General features: G+C 63.3%; 14 protein-coding genes and 2 pseudogenes. 1 reads left to right on the top strand and 15 read right to left on the bottom strand.

What is annotated here, in order from left to right:
* Nucleotides 1–118: 118 nt before the first annotated feature.
* Together ACTJKL_RS30535 and ACTJKL_RS30530 are read right to left on the bottom strand one after the other, a co-directional pair.
* Entirely contained in the window at nucleotides 119–283 is a 165-nt protein-coding gene (locus ACTJKL_RS30535; protein WP_440610958.1) for a hypothetical protein, read from the bottom strand.
* 322 nt (nucleotides 284–605) lie between these two features.
* Nucleotides 606–914 carry a DUF736 domain-containing protein gene (locus ACTJKL_RS30530; protein ID WP_011427435.1) on the bottom strand — a complete coding sequence of 103 codons (309 nt, stop codon included), beginning with the start codon at nucleotides 912–914 and terminating at the stop codon, nucleotides 606–608.
* A gap of 452 nt (nucleotides 915–1366) precedes the next feature.
* On the opposite strand from ACTJKL_RS30530, the gene ACTJKL_RS30525 reads away from it, so the two are divergent.
* On the top strand, nucleotides 1367–1543 hold the full coding sequence (locus tag ACTJKL_RS30525) for a hypothetical protein (RefSeq protein WP_440610957.1): 177 nt from the start codon (nucleotides 1367–1369) through the stop codon (nucleotides 1541–1543).
* A 3-nt stretch (nucleotides 1544–1546) separates the two neighbouring features.
* Here the strand turns inward: ACTJKL_RS30525 and ACTJKL_RS30520 are convergent.
* The 13 genes and pseudogenes from ACTJKL_RS30520 to ACTJKL_RS30460 form a co-directional block, all read right to left on the bottom strand.
* A pseudogene (locus ACTJKL_RS30520) lies at nucleotides 1547–1762 on the bottom strand (zincin-like metallopeptidase domain-containing protein); the annotation flags it as partial.
* Between the two features lie 56 nt (nucleotides 1763–1818).
* Entirely contained in the window at nucleotides 1819–2721 is a 903-nt protein-coding gene (locus tag ACTJKL_RS30515; RefSeq protein WP_440854649.1) for an ArdC family protein, read from the bottom strand.
* Between the two features lie 319 nt (nucleotides 2722–3040).
* Entirely contained in the window at nucleotides 3041–5212 is a 2172-nt protein-coding gene (locus ACTJKL_RS30510) for an integrase (protein WP_440854648.1), read from the bottom strand.
* On the bottom strand, nucleotides 5209–6720 hold the full coding sequence (locus tag ACTJKL_RS30505; RefSeq protein WP_440854647.1) for a hypothetical protein: 1512 nt from the start codon (nucleotides 6718–6720) through the stop codon (nucleotides 5209–5211). Before ACTJKL_RS30505 ends, ACTJKL_RS30510 begins: the two co-directional genes overlap by 4 nt.
* Before the next feature lie 272 nt (nucleotides 6721–6992).
* Complete coding sequence (locus ACTJKL_RS30500) at nucleotides 6993–8417, bottom strand: tyrosine-type recombinase/integrase (protein WP_440854646.1); 1425 nt, start codon at nucleotides 8415–8417, stop codon at nucleotides 6993–6995.
* A gap of 164 nt (nucleotides 8418–8581) precedes the next feature.
* A pseudogene (locus ACTJKL_RS30495) lies at nucleotides 8582–9298 on the bottom strand (ArdC family protein); the annotation flags it as partial.
* A gap of 293 nt (nucleotides 9299–9591) precedes the next feature.
* A complete protein-coding gene (locus tag ACTJKL_RS30490; protein WP_440854645.1) occupies nucleotides 9592–10179 on the bottom strand; it encodes a hypothetical protein in 588 nt (195 codons plus the stop codon).
* A gap of 482 nt (nucleotides 10180–10661) precedes the next feature.
* Nucleotides 10662–11111: a hypothetical protein gene (locus ACTJKL_RS30485; RefSeq protein ID WP_440854644.1), complete on the bottom strand. Its 450-nt coding sequence runs from the start codon at nucleotides 11109–11111 to the stop codon at nucleotides 10662–10664.
* Entirely contained in the window at nucleotides 11108–11473 is a 366-nt protein-coding gene (locus ACTJKL_RS30480; protein ID WP_440854643.1) for a hypothetical protein, read from the bottom strand. The genes ACTJKL_RS30485 and ACTJKL_RS30480 overlap by 4 nt, the downstream gene beginning before the upstream one ends.
* Nucleotides 11473–12354: a DUF7007 domain-containing protein gene (locus ACTJKL_RS30475; RefSeq protein WP_440854642.1), complete on the bottom strand. Its 882-nt coding sequence runs from the start codon at nucleotides 12352–12354 to the stop codon at nucleotides 11473–11475. The genes ACTJKL_RS30480 and ACTJKL_RS30475 overlap by 1 nt, the downstream gene beginning before the upstream one ends.
* Nucleotides 12351–12827, bottom strand: coding sequence for a UCP036055 family protein (locus ACTJKL_RS30470; RefSeq protein ID WP_440854641.1), 477 nt, complete (start codon nucleotides 12825–12827; stop codon nucleotides 12351–12353). Before ACTJKL_RS30470 ends, ACTJKL_RS30475 begins: the two co-directional genes overlap by 4 nt.
* A 95-nt stretch (nucleotides 12828–12922) precedes the next feature.
* Complete coding sequence (locus ACTJKL_RS30465; RefSeq protein ID WP_440854640.1) at nucleotides 12923–14674, bottom strand: ParB N-terminal domain-containing protein; 1752 nt, start codon at nucleotides 14672–14674, stop codon at nucleotides 12923–12925.
* A 539-nt stretch (nucleotides 14675–15213) separates the two neighbouring features.
* Nucleotides 15214–20313 carry a helicase-like domain-containing protein gene (locus ACTJKL_RS30460; RefSeq protein ID WP_440854639.1) on the bottom strand — a complete coding sequence of 1700 codons (5100 nt, stop codon included), beginning with the start codon at nucleotides 20311–20313 and terminating at the stop codon, nucleotides 15214–15216.
* Between the last annotated feature and the right edge of the window lie 68 nt (nucleotides 20314–20381).

The raw sequence follows: 20381 nt of genomic DNA, 5'->3' as shown, positions 1-20381 counted from the left end.
GGGGACGCGACCGTATCCGGCGTGAGCCGGCGGGAGTGTCGAGGGATGAAATCCCTGACAGCCGGACCGGCCGGTCGTTCCGGCTGGCCGGCTCAAATAACAGGAGAAAAGAGCCGCCTCAGAAGGGCGGCTCGGTGTCGGCGGCACCCTCCTGTTCCGCAAACATGACGGCGAGATCGGCCTGGGCGAGTTGGAGCTCCGTCTCGATCTGACGCCGTTCGGCCGCGTCGCATGCGCTCTTCAGCTCCAACCGCAGTTCCTCGATGTGCTGTTCGATGGTCATCGTCTCATCTCCTTGAGTTCGTGAAAGACGACGACGGGGGGCGGGACGGGAGGGCGGGGTCAGGGATCGCGTACGCGACCGCCAACGGCGGCGAGTGGGGGAACCGATTTTGTTGGAGCGCCGGGAACCGGAGCGGAGGCAAAATTGGGGGTTGACCACTCGTCCTTGAGGCCGCCATGCCGGCACGGCACACTGGAGCGATCTGAGCAGACATTTCCGGTCCAGTATGGCACCAGAAAAGCCGGAAGTGGGCTCGATGCCCACTGCCGGCGTCTCAATTCGGCCGATTGGCCCCGCCTTGCGGCGGGGCCTCGTCCGGATCTCAGTCCCGGTTGGGGCGGGACCAGATCAGCTGGTAGCCGTCCTCGCCTTCGACTTCGGTGAGGGTTGCGTAGATCGGAGCGGGGAAGCTCGGGTCGTCCAGCTTGACCGAGAGGTAGTCGCGGTCCTGCTCGGAGCGCTTCTGCCAGGCCGCACCGAGCTCGACGTTACCGGCGTAAATGCGGTAGTGCGGGCCCTTGTCGGAGGGGTTTTCGATGCGGGCGATGCGGGCCTTGACGTTGAGGGCGAGCGTGCGGATGGAGCCGTTGAAGCCGGTTTCGGTGGAGGTGAAGGTGCCGATGGTTGCCATTGTGGTGTTCCTTTCGTTGGTTTCGGGCCGCGCCCTTCGCGGCCTCGATGGCTGTCGCAAGGATCGGAGACGATCGGACCGCACCCGCAGGGACGGAATGGAATGGAGGGCGGCCTGGAGAAACTTTGTTGTTTCGCGAGGAATGGCGGCGTAGCCGGCAGGGGAAGAAAGTTTTGGATGGCCGTTGCGGTAGAACGATCGAGGCGAAGCCGCTCTCCGATCAGACATGCCTCATCGAGCCCGCGGAGGACGTGGCCTATGCCGATGGATCCGAGGAACGCCGTGATGGCAACGTGCCACCGCCTCACCCAAGCGGAACATTGCTGTGGTCAAACCGTTGCTCTGTTCCAATGTCGGCCGCTAATTCGGTGGCGATGGACCGGCCGGCTTGGGAGTTGCCTCCAATAATCAACCCGGTATCGTGTGCCAGCGATTCGTCGCCTGGAGGATATATGCGTCAGCAGACAAAGCCGTTTACCGTCGAAATCAAGCAATCGCGAAAGCTCAAATCGACCGACCGCAAAACCTCGATCTGGGGCAAGCTGGACCTCACCCCAGAACAGGGAACGCCGACGAATAGAGAGCCGAGAGAGGCGTCGGCCATTGGCGGCGACAATGACCGGCTCTGATTTCTAGGCGGCGACTTTTTCCTCGGCATCAGCAGGCTGCAGATCGTGCAGGAAGGTGACTGCCCGCTGCGCATGGGCCGCCGCCTGAAAGATCGCTCGCTTGTCTTCGGAAAGCACCTTCAACCACGATGCCAGGTACGAGGCGTGATCGGGCCTTGGGTCCAGTTCCGGTGCGATGCCGAGGTCGGCACATAGGAAGCAACTGCCAAGCTCTGCGATATATCCTGACAGTCCAGCCCCAATCTGAAATTTTTCCGTAGTGAAGACGTTGCTGATCATGCCGCCATCTCCTCTGCCTGGGGCTGCTGGGCGCGCATCCAATCGGCTGCTTGCTGCGCCTTGCTCGCTGCGGTGAAGATGGCCTTGGGATCGTCTTTCAGGACCTTGAGCCACGAGGCAACATAGGCGGCGTGGTCGGGGCGCGGATGGTGGGCGACTCCCAGATCAGCCAGGACAAGCCCGCTGAGAATTTCCACGCAGCATTCTTCGGCGGCATAGGCCTCTGATCCGAATCGGCCCGAAAGGTCACGGTCGAGCCTGTGCTTCGCACCACTGGCATGGCCGGTCTCGTGCAGCCATACACCGTAGAATGATGCGGCGTCGCGAAACGAGGTAAAGGGCGGCATGAACACCGTGTCGGCCGAGGGCCGGTAATAGGCTTTCGACCCGCCGAACTCCGTCTTGACGCCCAGGTTCGCGATGAATGCTTCAGCGTGGGCGAGGCGTTCGGCCTCGGGCAGCGCAGGAGTCGCCGAGCGCTCGTAGCCGTCGACCTGAGCGACGTTGAAGACGGAGAATGCGCGGGCGAACATCCGCCGATGCCCGTCATCATCGTCTTCGTTGTCGGCCTGCTGAGAAGACTGGATCTCCCTCCACAGGACGACCGTGGTGGAGCGTTCGCCTTCACGCACCTGCGCGCCGGCATCCTGCCATTGCTTGTAGGTGCCCCAGAGGCCGTCGCCATATCCAGCGGCAAAGCCCGCGGCCCAGAGTGCGAGCGTATTGATGCCGCGATATCGCTTGCCGGATGAGACATTGGTCGGACGCGCGACGCTGGTGCCGTTGTGGAACCAGGGCGCACGCCATTCGCCGGCGCCTTGCTCGATGGCGGCGATGATCTCGGCTGTCACGCGACAATAGACGTCGGCGCGCTGGACGGATGACGAGTTGTTCCTCATTGTGGAATCTCCGCGGCTGGCGGCGCGAGCCTCTCTCGCCCCTTCAACCGACCGCCCGACTCCGGCCTTCCTCTTCCTCTCCTGCCGCCCGTTCGGGCGGCTGTTCCTGATTTTTTGTCTTGTCATGATTGTTGCTCCTTCTCCGCCGGGGCCTGTCCCGGCGTCGGAGCAGCGGATTGCGATGTCTCAGGCGCGGCCGCGCACTCGCAGAGCCGAAGCGTAAGCGGAGGACGGCGCCAGCCGTTGCGCGGATGCGTCGGGCATCGCGCGCTCCGGACAAGCCGGGCGGGCTACCGGCGCAAGCAGCACCCAACTCCCCTCAGGAAGCGGGTGCGGATCGGTCCTCGTCTATGCCGACCAGGACCGTGTTCGCCCGCTCAAGATCCTGCTGAAGGATGCTTCGCTGAAGCGTGGACAGCCGCTTCTCCTTCAACAGGTCTGCGGCTTCCTGTGCGGACCGGGCCCATGCTGGCCGGTGCCTCGAGGTGATGCAGGCATTTGGACAGTGGGTCGGCTGGCAGAGTGCGGTCAGCGGCCCTTTGGCACCGGTGGCCTGCTTCAGGCAGACGGCCGTGCCGGGATCGAAGAAGCAATCGGCCAGCACGCCGACATGAAGGGTCCGCGCGAGGCTCGCGAGCATGGTGCGCAGTCGGGCGCGATCAGCGATCATTGCCGGAAGCGGCCCGAGATCATCCGATACGCTGTCGAGCGTCTTCGCGATCCGTGCCGCCGCTGGCCCCGACAGCCTGGCTCCGGCCTGCCGCTCGTCGAAATAGATCAACAGGTCATCGAGCTGGCCGAGGCTACGCTGGTTCTCGACTTCGGCCCGAAAGCCGGATCGGCTGGAGCCGGCATATCCCTCGAACGCCGCGACTGACGCATGCTTGTACTGGATCATGCCGGCGATGGTGCCGAACGGACGGTTGGCAATATGCCACGCGATCGTGCGTCTGAACTGCCGCGTCGTGATGCGCCATGGCTGTCCACCAGGCCCATTCGGGACCGCTGGCTCGTCGGGTGTTCCGAACAGGTCGTTGAGGTGATCTCGGAATCGGTTGAGCTGGCGGACGATCTCAGCCGAGAGGTGGTCCTTGCAAACAGGCCTTGCGATCAGAACGGGCCAGAGCGTGGTGAGGCCGCGGGCGGAAGCGACCCGAAAAGACAAGCGTTCCAGAACCTCGACAGCTCTGGCAACGGGCTGAATGGTGACCCATTCGGCAGGTTCACCCTGGGCAGACTTGCCCTTATAGGCGACGGATTGCACGCGATGGCGCATGATCACGCCGTCGTCGCTGCGCGTCAAAGAAACGCATCCACGCTGCATCGCCTGGACTTCGCAGTCTCGCATGCCGGTCAGATAAGCACAGAGAATATAGGCCGCTGATTGCAGCATGCGCTCTTCCGCCGCCAGGGTCTTGGCGTCGAAGCGAGAGCGCCAAGGCTTGCCGGTCTCTGGAAGAATGGAGATGGGTGTATCCATGCCGCCAGTCTCGACTCCGAGTTCGAGCACCGCAGCTCTGATCTGGCGTGGAGCGCCGTTCGTGAGTTGAATGTGCATCTTCGGCTCGGCGAGCGTGTCGATACCGATGAGCAGGTGAAGCAGATGGGCGTTGACGGGTGGCGACGGCTCTCCTGTCTCGGGATGCCGGAGAAACATACCGTTATGGGCAGCGCCCCAGATGGGCACCCCGCGACCTTCACTGCGCAGCCGTCCGAAATAGTCCTCAAGCCGCTTACGCTGCTGGCGCCGCCGGTCTTTGCGTTCGAGAACGCTGTCCTGCTCGATGAGTGAGGCGCAATGGGCTTCGAGGTGGTCCATCTCCTCGCGGGCTGCGAAGATATCGGCGGCGAACTCGGTGACATAGCGGATCGACCAGGCCAGCAATGGTGAGATGATTGTCTCGGGAATGCGCGGCGTCCGGTTCTCGCGGACGTGACGATAGCCCGCGACACGCGCTGGTGATCTTCCGGTCCAAGGTTGAAACCGCAGTCCTCCGGAAGGCAGATGGTCGCGATAGAGAAAGAGATCGGCGGGTACTTCCAGCAATTGCGCGACAATAACGGGCCGGCAGGCACAATCGGCACTGAGATGGCGGGCATATCTGTCCAGAAGTGGCTGATCGACCCGGTGAAGATCGACAACACCGAGTTCATCACGCACGAAATCGAAGAAGCGCCGCGCTCGGTTGAACGCCTGCCGGACACTGCCGGGAGGAAGGATCTTGCGGTGACCGGGCAGATCGACGTTCAGCCGGGCATAGAGGAGTTCGCGCAACGCCTCGCGGACGCTCGTATCCTCGACAGACCCGAGATGCACGGTGACATGACAGCGACGGGCGCTCTCGCGAAACACGGCCGGGCCGAGATCCCAGCTCGGATCACTGTAGCGCGACAGAGCGCCCCGATCGAAACCAGGCTTCAGCGGAGCGGTCGCGAGAACCGGGCGCAGATCGTATTGCCGGGAGGAAGCTGCTGGCGATAGTCCCGTCATTGGCGGGCCTCCGGCGGGAGATAGAGGGGATGCACTTCCGCCTCGCGACGGGCTGCGGCAACCACACTATCGGGGAATGCCGGCAGAACCTGCCCGGCAATGCGAGCATGGGCACGCCCAAACTTCATGGCCCAGTCCGCCGCTGAGAGCCCCGCCCGCTGCTCTTCGATAAACCGTAGGAACGCAATGATCGCCGGCAGCTTGCGCGCGGTGATGACAGCGTTACGGCATTCGAGACAACCCCAGAACGGTTGCGGGCAAGGCTCGCCTGGGTCTCCGAACGGGCTGCGGTCAAACCCGGAGCATGCCGCCAGCCAAACGTCCTGCTCGCCGCTGAGGATACCGTCTCGGTTCTCGCGCGCTTCGGGCGTCGCATCGCATTGTCGCCAGGGATCTTCCTGGGCAGGCACCAGAACGATCGGACCTGCAGCGGCCACGACTTCTGAGAATGCCTCGGCAATGGTGGCTTCGTGTAGCGGTCGCAGCGAGGGGATATCCGCGTAGTGGCGAGCGGCGATCTCCGGCGTATGCCCGATAGCGAAACGGGTCATATGTCCCTCGGTCTTCAGATACCAGAGCGCCTTGTGGGTCTTGCGCAGCCTGGAAAGAATGAGACGAAGAGGTTCACCATCGTCATCGACGATCCCATGGCCTGCAGTCCATCGGTCAACGAGCTCATGTGGATGCTCTATACCCGCCCGGAGCTGCGTGGGCCCGGTATAGTAGTAAAGCCAAAGGCAATTGCTCGGGACAAACTGCCTGGTGAAGGCCGTTGCCTCGATCAGCTTGCGGATCAAACCGCCCGGTGTTCCGATCCCGCCATCGCGGACGCGAATGTGCTTGTGCTCGGCGCCGCGGGCACGGCGCTTGATATAGGCAATCTCGACGGTGCCAGGTCCAGGGTTCTGGAGACAATCGACCGTCAATGCCTTGCAGCACTCGATCTCAAGGCCAGTCTCCAATGACAGGAAGGTCAGTAGAGGCGGAATATCCATTGCGCGCAGATGGAAACGGGCGTGCAGATCCTCGGAAAGGGTCGATACCGGAAGACCGCGACGCAGCCTCATGAAATAAAGGCTTTTGAAGGCGTGATCCCCACTACTGAGCCTCCCGGAGACGACAATCCGGGCATTGGCCTCGTCGGTCACTCTGCGAAGGTTGGGATAGTTGTCGTCTTCATCCAGCGGCTTCCCGATCCGCCGGAATATCCTGGCGATATCGCCACGGGCAGCGTCGCGAAGCTGCCGTGCAACGAACGGGCTATAGGCATCACGCGGTCGGGATCGACCGGCGGATTGTGAGCTGGTGTAGCTGAGGCGACGACGAACACCTTCATCCAGTAGCCCTGGTTGGTCGGCGTCTATCGAGCGCAGGGCGAGTATGGCTTTGGCGAGAACAGTGTGTCGGTGGATCGGGGTCATCCCGACGGATGCGAGGAAATCTTCATACGCATCGATATTGTCTGCGCGCAGATCGGCGGGCGTCTTTACCGTGGAGTGCTCGCGCAAATATGCGAAAAACCGGAGATAGGCCTGGAGGTGTTGCTTGATCGTGCTCCGCGCGCCGAGCGGACCACCAAGCTCGGACTGTCGGCGTAGAGCCCCCGCAAACGCGAGGGCGAAGGGTCTCGGATGCTCGCCGACAAGATCAACTTCGACAGTCCCGCCATAGCGCGCCTCGATGTTGAAGCGCAGACCCAGCACCGGATCGCTGGCGTGTGGAGGAACAACGCCATCGGCTGGCGCAAAGCGAACCGCAGTTCCCTTGCGTGGGCGCCCCCTCATAGCGTGGCCTCCGAGGGGAGCAGCCCAAGGAGTTCCTCGACAGCCGCATCGACGGTATCGGCGTGCGTCGCAATGTGGTCGAGGTAAATATAGGTCGTTGTCAGGCTGGCATGGCCCAGAAGCCGTTGCACCTGCTGTAGAGGATCGCCAAGAACTTGCCGATATCCCTCCATCGGCCCGGCAGGCAAGGCAGCATCGCGGAGGCGGTGCTGAATGAGCATCGCCAGCATGTGAACGGCGAAGGTGTGACGGAGTTGGTGCGGGCTGATGCTGATATCGAAACCGAAGGATCTGCACCGGCTGCAGGCACGGGCGAAAGCGACTTCCCAGGAGTTCGGCTGCACCGGCAAGCCGATCTCCGAAAGCCATAATATCGCCGGTTCGCTCGGTGTGCCGTCGCTGTCGCAGACAATGATCCTACCGCGTTCCTCGGGGTCTAGCAGGTCGAGTACGATATCGCGGCCATCAAGCAACCGCAGCCGGGCAGCATGGCGATCCCGATGAACGAAGATCGGCCGGTCGATCGACCGCCACGCAGAGCGTTGCTGGAACTTCGTGACGGCATGAGCACGTTCGACATCGACATAGGCGCGCACCTGCTCGAGCAGTCGAGCGGGAACGAGAATCTGGCGGCCACGATCACCCTTGGTCTGGGCGTCCGGCAAATCCAGCCAGACCTGACGGCCGGCACGGTGATCGGCGAAAACGAGATCGGAGGTGAAGAGAGACGACGCTTCTTCCAGCCGAAGCCCTGTGGTCACGAGGAGATCGGAGAACAGCGCATTGCGGATACCGTTGCGATCTCGGGCGCCAGGGCGTGCGTGGCTGTCAGGCAAAAGCGCCTTGAGGCCGACATCCCGAAAGCGCCGATAGTCTTCGAGCGTGACGAAACTGACGTCCGCTCGACGCGCGGCAGGTTCATAGGCATCGTTCCGCGCTGCCACCTGCGACCGGCGCCCGGCGTACCCCTGCCTCCAGATCGAGCGATGCGTGAAGGGTGCTTCCGCGATCAGTCCTTCTTGCATACCCCAGCGATATAGCCGGTCGAGACAGGCAACAGCGCGATTCCAGGTCGCAGCGGAAATGCGTTGTTCGGCGTCTGCACGGCGCCGAACGCGATGATAGGCAAGGACATCATGGCGGTCGGCTTGCCATATCGTCTTCGCGCAGGCTTCCGAAAGAAACCGAGCCCAGATGAGAACGTCGTAGCCGTAGGCACGAAGGGAATGGCGAGAGCGAACGCCGTTGAGAGGAAGGTCGCGGAAAAAACGATCCAGATCAGGATCGTATAGCGCCCCGTCGCGGAGGATCATCGGGACATGCGCGTCCAGACGCTCCGCTGATCTGCGCTCCTGAATGGTAATGCTTGAAGCTGCGATTACGTTGTCCACAAGTTGTTCAACCTTCCCCCAGACCCCCATCAAGCGAGCCCAGCATCAACGAAGGAGTTCAACTTGCCCGGCACTCTCCAGGCCGGCCTCCGCCAGCTATTTGGGAGCGCTGCGTCCGGCCTGGAAAGCGCCTCCGTCAGCGTGTGCATCAACGTAGACATCCAGCCAAGAGTCGGTGCAGACTGTCAAGATAACGCGATCAGTTCCTCTCGGGCCCGCTCCGTTTTGTCCTTGGCATAACGGCTGAGATCGCGGCCGACACGATCCGGATGCGCAGTCCAGTGGCAACTTTCATGGCTGACCGTGGCAACGTATGACTCCGCATCCCGAAAGCTCTCGAATGGCGGCATCTGGATGTGATCCGTAACCGGTGAATAATATGCCTGTGTACCGCCGTGGCGGATAACGGCACCCGTGTTTCGGAAGAATCGGTCGGCCTTTTCGATCCGTTGGACAGGATTACCAACCGGTGCCGGTCGATGGTGATAATGGTCGGGCAAACCATCGATCTGTTCGACATTGAAAACAGTGTATGCTTTCAAAAATGGGATTTCGCGATCGACCGCACCGCCGCTGCCATCGGCTTCGGTCTTGGTAAAGCGGCTGGCGAAGACGACGGTCGACCCGGCCTCGCCTTTGCGGACAGCCGCGCCTAGTTCGATCGATTGCTTGAACGTCATCCAGATCGGCGACGAGAAGCCGCGCGCCATGCCTTCCGACCATAACAGGAGAACGTTCACGCCCGAGTAGGGCTGTCCGTTGTGCCGGAGTGGGCGAGTGATCCGCCCCTGAAGGTTGCGGTCGTGCCACGGCTTCATCCACGGTCTGACGCCACGGGCCAGGTCGTCGACGAGCCGGTCGGTGATCCGGCTGTAGATGTCCACACGTTGCGTTTCCTGTTTCCTGCTCATTTGCGCCTCCATTTTCCGAGGCCGCGCCGATCGCGGCCCGTCACGGCGGTCCGAGGGCCGGGGCGGATGGACGGGCGCACGCGAATGCGCCGAAACGTATGTGGAGGAGGGCGAAGCCCTTGCGGCTCAATCCCCCGACCCCGGCAGGACCGAAGCCGGACGGGTCCGCGATGGCGGGCAAGTGATCACCTTCCTTCTTTCGTTTTCCTTCGGCATGCGAAAGGCTGGCTCCGGAGAGCCAGCCAACGGTCGGAAAAAGAAGAAGAGGCGGTGCCGAAGCCCCGCCGTTGCGGTCAGTCGAAAGCCGCCAACTGTGCGGCGGCGGCCTTGCGGTCGAGCGATGCGCCGGGGTTTTCGACCGGGCGATCGAAGGGCTTCCAGGCTTCGCCGACGATCTGCTCGTAGGCGGCGACCGCGCCTTCGGCGGCCATCCTGAGCGAGTGGGCCTGAACACCCATGTCGGCTGCGAATTCGCGCTTGCGCTGGGCCGCGCTGTCGTAACCGACCGGACCGTCGAGATCCTCGTCGCGTGCGTCATTGGCCGCCTTGGCGGTGGCGTCGCGTGCCTCGCTTACGGCACGGGAGTAGAACTGTCCGGCGCCATGGGCGGAGCCGACATAAGCGCCGACGATGCGCTGGAGGTGGATCTGCATCGCCCGTTCGCCAAGGCCTTCGGACAGGCTGTCGGCCGTCTCGATGATCAGGCGCTCGTGCAGGTCACGGATCCCGTCGCCGTCGATCACGGCCGTGCCGAAGCTTTCGGCGATCGCCATCGCCTGGGCGGCATCCGGGCAGGTGAGCCGGACCATTTCGAGTGTGGCGCCCTTTCGGAGCTGCACAACGCGGGCGGAATGGCGGGATTGGGTTGCGGGCTTTGCCATGGGCTTGTCCTTTCAGGTTCCTCCGAAGCGGTTCCGGCCCTTGCCGGTCTGCCCTTCGGTGCGGTCGAAAGGAGCCGGCGGAACACGGGCGTTTCAGGGTCCGGGCCCGCCAGGACGAGCGAAGCAGGGCTGCGCGCAAGCAGGTCATGCTGACCTCGCGTGGCGCGCGGCCCTGCTTTGGTGAGGACGGCGCGGTCCGGCCGCCCCGCGGCGCGACAGCGGCCTTGAAACGGACGGCCGCCGGTTCAGACCGCAGCAAAACCGAACGGAGGCCGGCAAGGAACTGGTCCGACAGTGGAAGTCATTGAACAGGAAGCCCACAGCGAGCCGCAGCCCTCGGACGCCGCCTGAAGCAGGCAGCCCGCTTGAGGAGTGCCACTGCGCGGACCCGGCTCACACGCAACCGCCAGAGAGGCGGTCGCGGCATTCAGGGTTTGGAGGGGCTGGGCTGGACGCCGGAGCCCTGCTCACTGACCGGCGGATCAGGTTTCCGGTACGTCCGGCTGGAACTCCGAAGCTGCCTTTTCGCCGGGGCGTGGCTTCGGCAGACGATAAGTGTGAAGCCAGGACGGACCGTGGGAATTGCGCAGGCGGCGCAATGTGGCCCCGTCGTCATATGGTGCGCCGCCCATCCAGACATGGTTGAGGACCCACTTCCACCGTCGACCGTGCTTGGCGGCATATGCCTGAAGCGCCTGCTCCTCCTCTGCGGTCAAGGGCGGAAGCCTCTCCCGCTTGGGCCGCGTTGTGGCGATCTTGTTTGCCACGACCGGCGTTGCCGCCATTTCGGCAATAAGCCTGTTGAGCTCCGCCACGCCGGCCTTCAGGCACTCGGCACTCTCGAGATGATGGAACCGGATCCAGAACGCTGTCCGCTCTTGAGGGGAGGAGCCGATACCGGCCCTTCGCTCGAGTTCGCCAATCGTGCTCATGGGCGTTCACCTCCTCTTGAGCCAGCACTTCCACCCCCGACCCGATGCAAGGGCAGCCGATGGCGCGCCCGCATGGCCGCGATGGCGGAGTCCTGCCGGGCAAGTTTGCGCGTGAGCGCGTCGACCTCCGGTTGACGCTCGGCGGTCAGCGCCGCCAGGTTCGACCGGTAGCGTTCGAGGAAAGCAACTGGCTCTGGCGGCTTGCCTCGACGGTAGCCGGCGTGACGGCGGCCGAGCAGCGGAATGAGTGCGGTCATTCGGCGCGTGATCTGGCGATCGATCAGTTCCAGCTGATGCTCCGTCTGCCGCCGCGCCGCTTCCATTCGGGTGAGCTGTGCGGCGTGTTGTGCGAAACCGGACATCACGCGGCCCTCCGACGCCAGCTGGCGAAGCTGGAGGGACCGTCATAAGCAGCATGCTTCGTCTCATCGATGACGAAACCGAAGCGGCCGACAGCATAGTCACTGCTTGGCACCAGAAAGCGGCGCTCCTCCGCCCTTTCGTCACGCTTTCCGCCAATGGTCGCAATCGCCTCGGTCATGCCGGGATGATGGTCCGAACGAAGTGCTGCGATAACGATCCAGTCCCCGGCATGCACCTGTGCGAATGCCTGGCTGTCTCTCTCGCAGGATTCGCCAGGCAGGAGCGAGCGACCATAGATTGCTTCCCAGGCGTCCGGCCAGGAGTCCCGGACCGTCTTGTCCGCGCACTTCCGCTCATAGCGCGTGAACAAATCCGGAAAGGTCAGCGCCACGATCGCCCAGGCGGCGTCTTCTTCGTACCAACCGCCACCGGCCTGCAGCATCGGGTGGACCGCGGCGTCGCGGACGGCGGACAGCTTGAAGCCGCCATGTCCAGCCGTGGTGTGGGAGACAATCCCATCCGCATAGACGGTGGCCCCCTGGGAAGCGCCCCACGGCGTGCTGCAGTTCATGCGGACGGACTGGCGAGCGAGAGCTCGAAGCTCCCGGAAATGTTCCGCCTGCTCAACCATACGGCCTTGAAAGGCGGCTTCATTCGCGACGGAGCCGTGGTGCGAATAGAAGTCATCGCGCTTGAGGTCGGAGAGGGGCCGCGTCATGCGCCAGGCGCTGGCGAGGAAATATCGGCCATTCCGCGCCGGCACCATGGCGAAGACGAGATCGCCGATGCGCGCAACGGATAAACCATCGGCACTGCGACCAAACTCCACCCCTGACGAATCAGGGGTGGAGAGTTCGGAAGGTTGTGAGAGGGGATTCATGCCGCCACCCTCCCTTCGACGTGATCAGCGGCAACCTCGTCGGCGGTCACCTCCTCGAGCACGGCATTGGGGTAGCCATGCCGGCTCAGCCACTCCTCTGTGGCCTGCCGATTGGTCGCCAGATGGACGAGCTCCGCGCTGGCGCCGGCGCGGTCGAAGACATGGACGGATCCCGGCACGGGCCGCTCGATGACTTTGAAGGCCAGTTCGCTGTCGAGCGAGAAGGTCCGGTGGATGCGGATGGCGATCACGCCGCCGCCACCGAAATCGCCCTCGTGAAGGGTAAAATCCGGCGACAGGCTGACATTGCCGAAGCCACGTTTTCCCTGCTTGCGGATCAGGCGGCCCTTGCTGTTGCGGGTTTCCCAGGCTGCGAGCTTTTTCTTGTGGCGCTCCGGCGGGCGCGCCGTGCCGTCCGACCAGGCGACGATGGAGCCAATTGGGGCGAGATCATAGATCAAGGACGCAGACATGAGCTTTCTCCTTCAGGTTTTGCGGATTGTGAAAACGAAAGCGCCGCCGGTGATGGCCGGCGGCGGGATCGGTGGAGATGGATGTGGAAACGCGGCTATTCCGCCGCGATGCCGTAGGCGGTTTCGTCCGCGTCTGCGTTCTCGGATCCGTCTGCCGGCTCTTCGAACTGCTCGGCATCCAGATCAGCAACCGTAGCCTCCGAAGGATCCCCAGCTGCATTCGAGCTCACCGCAGGGTCGTCATCACGATCATCGTCGAGATGGTCGGCATGCTTGATCAGGTCGGCGAGGTCCTTTGCATCAGGCGAGAAGAGGGCCGCCGGATGCACGAACTGGACCTCCTTGAAATGGTCGACGAGCGCCGCGCGTGTTTCGCGTACCCGGGCACGGGGAAGCACATTCGCCTCCTTTGCCGCCGCCTCGAGCGCCTGACGCGAGAGGCACACGAGAAAGTCTTCCGTGCCCATGTTCGGGAGGAAGCCGTCGGCGCCGATCGCCTCGCCGGCGATGCGCGAGACCACGCCGCTGTTCGAGATATTGCGCCGGCACGACAGGACCTCGACCAGGGTGGAACGGGCGGCGACGCGAACCGTCTCCATATCGAACGACAGCCTCCCATCTTCGGAGAAGAGCCGGGCAGCGTGACGTTGCATGCGCTTCGTCCCGAACACATGGTCGTTGGCGCCGGAATCGACGCGGACGTTTTGGCCAGAGAAGGCAAGCACCAGCAAAGCCATCAGCATGTCGTCCTTGATCGGCGCCCGGCCGAGCGCGTCGTGAAGCGCATCGGTGCGGAAATCACCGATCATGTCCTGGCCCTTCTGCGTGACGCCGGGTCGCGCCTTCGAGGCCGAGATTGCTTCATCATCGGCCCCGGTCGAACGATCGGCGGACGAGCCGGTCTGCCCGTTCGGCTTCCGGACTTCCGGCATCCGGTAGTGGACCGACTGAACCTTGCCCTCGCGATCGAGATACATGGCGGTGCTATCGCCCTTGCCGGGCTTGCCATAGACACGTTCGGCCTTCTTGGGCAGGTCCGGCTGGCCATAGTTGTTGACCTCGACGATCGCGCCCTTCTTCGGCAGATTGATCGTCATCCACTCCTGCTGCGCGCCGAGGAAGGCCTCGACATTGGTGGTGTAGCGGCTGTCCTCGTCGGCGGGCGCAAAGAGGTCTTCGACCCACTCGATGCCGTAGGCTTGCCGCAGGTCGTCGCCGAAGCTCGCATCCTTCGCGTACATCCGCTTCTTCGAAAGCGCGTTGGCAACCGACCACCACGACACCGTGTCGCCCTTCTTCGGCTTGTGCGCCTTCCAGACTTCCTTCTGCTCATCGAGCGCGGCGGCCGCAATGGTGCACAGCTGCGGTTCCGACGGCATGTCGCCCTTCGCCATATGATCCAGCATCGCCGGCAGAACGTTGGCGAGGAGCCGGAGCTTGCGGATCTGCCGCACCGGCAAGGTCAGGGCAACCGCGATGGCTTCCTCGGTCCAGTCTAGCGCGACGAGACGTTCGATCCCCCGCCATTGGTCGACCGGGTTGAGCGGCTCGCGGGCGATATTCTCGACCATCGACCGCATCGCACCGTTGTCGTTGGCGGCCTCGACCACCAGGACCTCGATCTCCTCGATGCCCGCGGCAACCGCCTGGCGCCGGCGGCGATGACCCGCTTCGATGATGAACCCATTGCCGCCGTTGCGCTCCGGGAAGACGACGGGCGGCTGGATGATGTCGACGGCCCTGATCGTCGCCAGCAGCAGGGCGTCCGCCTGCGGCGTCGACTTCGACTGGCGCGTGTTGTCGGGGTTATCCTTCAGCGCACGCGGATCGACCTTCATGAGATACATGGGATGCTCCTTTTTCCGGGGATTTTGGGATGCGGCCTCTGCCGATCCTTCCAGTCTTCATTCTTTCCTGAAGACACCTTCCGGACCGCGGAGCGGCCAGCCGGGGGCAACTGCGGTCGAGCATCGCTGCCGCGAAGGACGAGCGGGGCTGGCAGCCCTGCGAAGGACGAGTGGCCGGGATGCGCAGACGGCGGTTGAGCGGAAGCGGCGACCGGCGGACCGATCTGCGACCGGGTTCCTCCCTTCTTCCTTCTCTCCCTTCTTTTTCGCCTTGCGAAAGGAGCGAGCGCATCAGCGCTTGATGTGATGGGTCAAAAAAAAATGGGCCAGCGGAAACCGCGGCCCATGAAGTGTGAAGGTCAATAAACCTCCAGAGGGGAACAGCTGGTGCGGCGGAACTGGGAGGAGACCGCCGATGCATCAGCTGTGTGCAGTATGAATGTTTTTTGACCAGATGGAAGGCATTTATTGTGCAATGCAGCTATGCGTATGCTGCGCTGCACCCATCCCGTCATACACTTCTCGTTCGACGGCGGCTCTTATGCCGCCTGCGCGCCCGGCTGGCCGTCATTGCGTGTCTCGGCAGCAAGCGCCTCATCGACCTCCCGCAGTTGCCGGCGTTTGTCGGCCAGTTCCTCCGCAAACGCAAACGCAGCTCCCTCGCGCGAGTGATAGGAGGCGAGGCGCATGTGGGCGTCTTGCAACCGTTGGCGATAGCGTTCCCGCTCGCCGTCAAAGCCATCAAGCGCATGCTCGAGGCGGGATATCGCGCCGAGCGGCGTTACGGTCACGGCGAGATCGATCTCTTGGGTCCCACCGGTACGCTGGAGGAACGTCTTGTAGCGATATCCGTCGCCCTTGCCGAACCGCTCGCCGGAATAAATGAGATCGAAGCCTCCGATCGAGGCGATGACGATCTCATCCTGCTGCTGAAGTTGAACAAGCGTGAGGATTTCCTTCATCAAGGCGCGGCCGGCGGCCTTCCGCTCGTCGAAAGGCTCACCGACGACAGTCATGGCGAAGGCGTCGGCCGCGGTCGGAACAAGGCGCTCGATATCCTTGCCGATTTCCGCAACCCGCCGCTCCGAGATCTCGATATCGCGCTCGGCGTCACGGATCTGCCGGCGAACCGCATATTGGTCATCGTCATGAGCGGCGCGCAGCCGTTCGAGACGGGCGATGTCCGCCTCGAGACCCGACTTCCGCATCAAGCGCTCGTCGCCGGAGGCAATCGCCTTGGCCATCGCAAACTGATTGGCCGCCCCTTCGCCAAGATCTTCCAGCCGCCGGATCGAGGTGTCGCCGGAGAGTGCTGCCGCGATGAAACGGGCCTTGCGTTCGTTGTTCTGCCACATGCTGGCATCGAGCGAGCCTTGCGTGGCATAGGCGAAGATATCGACTTCATCGTGCTGATTGCCCTGCCGCACGATCCGACCCTCGCGCTGTTCAATCTGTGACGGCAACCATGGGACATCCAGATGATGCAACGCCTTGAGCCGGAGCTGGGCATTCACGCCCGTCCCCATCGTCTCAGACGAGCCAATGAGAAAGCGGACCTTGCCGGAGCGCACATCGCCGAAGAGCCGCTGCCTGGCCTCGGTCTTCTTATGGTCCTGCATGAAGGCGATTTCCGAAGCGGGAACGCCCATGCGGACCAACTCGTCCCTGATCCAGCGGTAGGCCGAAAAGCCGCGGCTCTTCTCGACATTGATGGTGCCGAGATCGGAAAAGATCATTTGCGCCGCACCCGGCAGATCGAACACTTTGCCATCCGGGCTGAGATAGGTGCTTTGCGCGGTCTCCTGCCAGATACGGTGTGCGTTTCGGATCAGCAGGTTGAGCTTGTTGTCCGGTTCGTTGTCATTGTCCGCGTCGACCAGGCGGAGATCGATGGCCGCATGGCGCCCATCGGTAATGACGGAAAGCAGGATGTCGTCGCCGGGCCGTGCCGGCCCCTCGCGCATCTCGATTGCCTTGATGCGGGCATCGAGCACGGTCTGGTAGTTTTTGAAGGCCTGGGTCGGCTTGGCCGTCAGGATCTGCCGCCGGCCCGTCGAGATATTGGGCACCTTCACGTATTCGCGGAGGTCGTCCGGCATAACCACGTCGGCGAAGGACCGGAACATCGCAATCAGCTCCGGGACGTTGACGAAGCTCGCGAAACGGCTGACCGGCTTGTATTTGCCGGAAGGCTGGATTTCGAGTTCCGTCGTCGTGTCGCCGAAGGTCGAGGCCCAGGCGTCGAACTCATGCAGCCCGCGCTCGCGCAACGCGTCGGACCCGAGCAGCCGCTGGACCGAGAACATTTCGCCGAGCGTGTTGGTGATCGGCGTGCCGGAGGCGAGCACCAAAGCGCGGCCGGGATTTTTGGTTTCGATGAAGCGGGATTTAACCCAGAGATCCCAGGCGCGCTGCGAACCGTTCGGATCGATACCCTTCAACGTCGACATGTTCGTAGCAAAGGAGAGCTTACGGAACTCCTGCGCCTCGTCGACGACGATCTGGTCGACGCCGATCTCAGAAATCGTCAGCAGATCATCCTTGCGGGTGGAGAGCCCCTCCAGTCGTTGCTTCAGGCCCTCTTTCAAGCGTTCAAGCCGCTTGCGGGAGACCCTGTCCTCGCTGTCGACCTTGGTCAGCAGTTCCTCGTAGAGCTCCAGTTCGTCCTGGATCATCTGTTGTTCAAAGACGGACGGCACGGCGATGAACCGGGAGGCCGAGTGGGTGATTATGATCGCATCCCAGGTCGCCGTTGCGGCCCGCGACAGGAAGCGAGCGCGCTTGTCCTTGGTGAAGTTGGTTTCGTCGGCGACGAGGATACGGGCGTTCGGATAAAGCGCCAGGAATTCACGCGCCGCCTGGGCGAGGCAATGGCCCGGCACGACCAGCATCGCCTTGGCGATCAGCCCGAGCCGGCGCTGCTCCATGATCGCGGCAGCCATCGTCATGGTTTTGCCGGCGCCGACGGCGTGCGCAAGGTAGGTCGATCCCGACGAGATGATCCGCCAGATGCCGCGCTTTTGATGCCCATAAAGAACAAAGGCGCCTGAGGCGCCGGGAAGTTTCAGATGGGAGCCGTCGAACTTTCGCGGCGCGATATTGTTGAAGCGGTCGTTGTAGACCCGCGCCAGCCGGTCGGTCCGGTCAGGATCGGTCCAGACCCAGTTCTGGAAGGCCGTCTTGATTTTCTGCAGCTTGTCGCGCGCGGCTTCCGTGTCGACGACGTTCAACACCCTCCGCTCGCCATCGGCATCTTTGAAGACGTCGAATATCTGCGGCACGCGGCTGTTCAGCGCATCGGCGAGAAGCTCGCCGGCGTGCCGGCGGTCGGTTCCCCATTCCGATGTGCCGGCGGCCGTCCAACCGAGCTGCCGGGCCTCGACCGTCCACGAGCCGAGTTCCGGCATGTGGTGGATTTTTATCTCGGCACCCATCGTCTCCTGCACGAAGTCGACGATATCGGCTGCCGGGATCCACGGCGCGCCCAACCGAGCGGTGATGTCAGACGGGCGGAGATCGGCGGGCTGCACCGCCTGAAGCGCACGGACGTTCCGCTCATAGGCGGTATCGAGCGCGGCGGCGGCTTCCGCGACACCGAGCTTCGTGCGCACAGCCCCGGAGAGATAGGCGTCCGACATCTGCCAGGAGCCGTCGTCCGGATCGCGGAAGATCGTTTCACCAAGCGCATCGAGAACAGCATCCGTGTCGCAATGCAGAAGCTCGGCGATATGATCGAGGTCGATGCGCCCGCGCTCATTCAAAACGACCGCCAAGGCATCGGCCGCGGAGGTGATGATCGGCGGGGAAGGGGGCGCGATAACCCGTTCCGAGAAGATGGGACCAGGCTTTGCGGTGTCGGTTTCGAGGTCATAGTCCTCGATGGAGGCAACCAGCCAGCAATCGGGATCGTCGCGGAAGGGCTGGAGATTCGGCTGGCGATGGGTTTCTCGCACCTCCCCAGTTTCGGGATCCTCGGTTACCGAGACCATCGTGTGGTTGATCGGCCCGAAGTCCCGGACGAAGCTCGACCAGGCAATCCGAAGGCGAAACTGCAGATCGCGCCAAGGCTTGTCGGTCTCCTGGGCCTTCAGGACCTCGCGCACGGTATCGCGGATCGGGATCAGCTTGCGGATGACGCGGACGTGCTTTTCCGAAATTCCCTCACCGCCGCGGGCCTTGCGTACCTGCACCACGACCGGCTCGCCGTCGACGACCTGCATGAGACCATGTCTGACATCGGCGAAATAGCTGCCTTCGCGCACCTTGGCGTTGCCGGGGCGGAGATCGACGATCTCGCCAAGCTCCTCTTCCAATTCGACGTCGATGGCGGTCGGCTCGCCGTCATAGAGGTCTTTCGGGAGAAGAGCGATCGCTGCCGTCAGCGCCGTCTCGAGCTCCTCGTCGGCGCGTGGCCGGCAGGTATAGGTCTCTCCGAAGGGACCAGAGGTCAGGGCGTGATTGCCGAGCACGAACTCCGGGTGCTCGGCGAGCCAGCGGTTCACGCGGATTGCCCCCTCGCCCTCCATCGCTGGCGGGACCTCCGCCAGATCGAGCCAGGAGAGGTCACCTTCGGGTTCGCCTGCCTTACGCTTGCGGAAGAAGAGGATGTCGACCACGACATCCGTGCCGGCGTCGCGCCGAAAACTGCCTTCGGGCAGGCGGATCGCTGCGATGAGATCGGCGGACTTGGCAATATGCTCGCGTGCCGTGCCATCGGCCTTGTCCATCGTGCCGGCGCTGCTGACGAAGGCGGCCAGAGCACCCGGTTTCAGGAGATCGATCGACCGGGCGATGAAGTAGTCGTGCAGGCGTAGGCCGAGCGAGCGATATTGCCTGTCGGAGCGAACCGTCCGATCGGAGAAGGGTGGGTTTCCGATAGCAAGATCGTAGATCGCATTGAGGTCGGTGCGCGCGAAGTCGCCGTTGATGATGCGCGCCTTCGGCTGCAGCAGTTTGACGATGCGCGCGGTGACGGGATCGAGCTCGATGCCGGTGACGTAGCTCACGTCGCGGTATTCTTTCGGCATCAGCGCCGGAAACAGGCCGGTTCCGATCCCCGGCTCCAGCACGCGGCCGCCGCGCCAGTCGAGGCGCTGAATGCCCTTCCAGATTGCCCGGATTACGAATTCCGGCGTGAAGTGGGCATATTGCGTGCAACGGGCAAGCGAAGCGTACTCGCCCTCGCTGACGGCCGATTCCAGCGATGTGCCAAGATCGTCCCAGCCCGCGCGAAAGTCGATCTCCCCCGGCCGCCGGAACATGCCATTCGCCAGTTCGCCAGCGCCGAAGCCGGTGAACCGGATCAGCCTCGCTTGGGCTTCCGGAGTTGCGGGCAATTCCAGCTTCTCGAGTTCATGTGCCGTGAGGATCGCGGCAACGTTGATGCGCGCCCGTTCCTTCCAGGTCGCGGCGAGCTCGCGATTCCCGTCGTCGAGATAGAAGTTGGTGCGCTGACCCTGCTTTCGCGGGAGCGGCCGGTTGGCCGCCGGCAGAGCCCGCGCAGGCGTCGGGGTGGGCGGGGTCGGGTCGGGATCGTCGTCATTGGCGGCAAAACCGCCGAACGCGGTGACGCCAAGACCGAGTCCTGATGACAATAGGCTGCTGCCTGATATATCGAAGGTGAAGGGGTCGTTGCTCATCGAAAGCTCCTTGTGAGCGCGCGTCATCGATCTGCCGCAAGGGCAGTCGAGGGAACGCGAAGGGGTGA

This window comes from Sinorhizobium sp. 22678 (assembly GCF_052044265.1).
Lineage (GTDB): Bacteria > Pseudomonadota > Alphaproteobacteria > Rhizobiales > Rhizobiaceae > Sinorhizobium > Sinorhizobium meliloti_A.
Note: the sequence above shows the minus strand (reverse complement) of the source record. Positions and strands in the feature narration are given on the sequence as shown.